Origin of the sequence: Actinoplanes sp. NPDC051633 (genome assembly GCF_040681735.1) — a bacterium.
GTDB lineage: Bacteria > Actinomycetota > Actinomycetes > Mycobacteriales > Micromonosporaceae > Actinoplanes.
This window is the reverse complement of the sequence record NZ_JBFAZH010001635.1, coordinates 1-1349: the sequence shown is the minus strand read 5'-3', so window position 1 is coordinate 1349 and position 1349 is coordinate 1. Positions and strand designations below refer to the sequence as shown.

The window sequence follows — 1349 nt, the reverse complement described above, 5'->3', positions numbered from 1 at the left end:
GTCGCCTCCCGCCAGGTCGAGGACGCCCTCTACGACCACCCGGCGGTCGCCGAGGTCGCCGTCGTCGGGCTGCCCGACCCGCGCTGGATCGAGGCGATCGCCGCCGTGGTCGTCCCCCGCGGCGAGGTGACTCCCGAGCAGCTCATCGCCTTCGCCCGGGAGCGGCTCGCCGCGCACAAGGTGCCCAAGTCGGTGCACCTGGTCGAGGCGCTGCCCAAGAACCCGTCCGGCAAGCTGCTCAAGCGGGAGCTCCGCCGGCGGTTCGGCGGCTCGGCCTCAGCGGTCGGCGGCTCGCCGGAGGGGTGACGAGCCGCCGGTGCCGCCGCTCAGTGCTTGGCGCGCCAGCGGCGGCGCAGTGCGAAGGCGGCCGACTTGGGCCGGCGGTCGCGGGTGAACACGCCTTTCTTGTTGCCGTCGACCCGCATGATGCCGGACTTGGTCGCGAAGTCGGCGAAGTTCCACACCTGCTCGCCGACGACGGCGTCGCACGCGTCGAACACCCGGTGGTTCATGTCGAGATAGTCGACCTGGTACTCCTCGCTCCACGGCTGCGGGTTGACTGAGTGCACGCCCGGCATCGTGTCCGCGCCGTACTCGGTGATGATGATCGGCTTGCCGTCCCCGGCCCACGCGGTGATCTCCCGGGTCCAGGCCTCCTCGGCGCCGGCCAGGTCGCCGGTGTTGACGTACCAGCCGTAGTAGCGGTTGAGCATCAGGACGTCGGCGAACTGGGAGACGCGGCAGCTGCCGTGCGGGGCGAGCATGACGTTCACGAAACCGACGGGACGTGTCGGATCGGCTTCGCGGGCCACGTCGAACAGCGGCCGGAAGTACTCCTCGGCCCCCTCGGTGTCGGACTCGGGTTCGTTCGCGATCGACCAGAGCACCACACTGGGGTGGTTCTTGTCGCGGGCGACGAGCTCGCGGATCGCCTGCGCATGGACCTGCTGCGTCGTGTCGTTGATCGTGTCGGGGGAGAAGGTCGTGTAGCCCTGCCCGCCGAAGATCCCACCACCGAGGCCCATGTTGAGGCCCACGGCCGCGACCTCGTCGATGATGACGATGCCGTGGCGGTCGGCGTAGTCCAGGACGTCCTCGGAGTAGGGGTAGTGCGAGGTGCGGAAGGAGTTCGCACCGATCCAGTCGAGGAGCGCGAAGTCGTGCACCAGGTGGGCGTCGCTGTGCGCCTTGCCGATGACGTCGTGGTCCTCGTGCATCCCGAAGCCCTTGAAATAGAACGGCTCTCCGTTGATGAGGAACTGGGTGCCCCGCACCTCTACGGTGCGGATGCCGACCGACTGGTGGTACGAGTCGCGCACCGACCCCGCCTCGTCGACGAGCTGCACCTC

General features: G+C 69.2%; 1 protein-coding gene and 1 pseudogene. One reads left to right on the top strand and one right to left on the bottom strand.

The window, feature by feature from the left end:
* Positions 1–306 (top strand): annotated as a pseudogene (locus tag AB0M20_RS43825) (hypothetical protein); the annotation flags it as partial.
* 20 nt (positions 307–326) lie between these two features.
* Here the strand turns inward: AB0M20_RS43825 and uidA are convergent.
* Positions 327–1349: beta-glucuronidase (gene uidA, locus AB0M20_RS43820; RefSeq protein ID WP_364307445.1), on the bottom strand; the 1023-nt coding region annotated here is incomplete at its 5' end.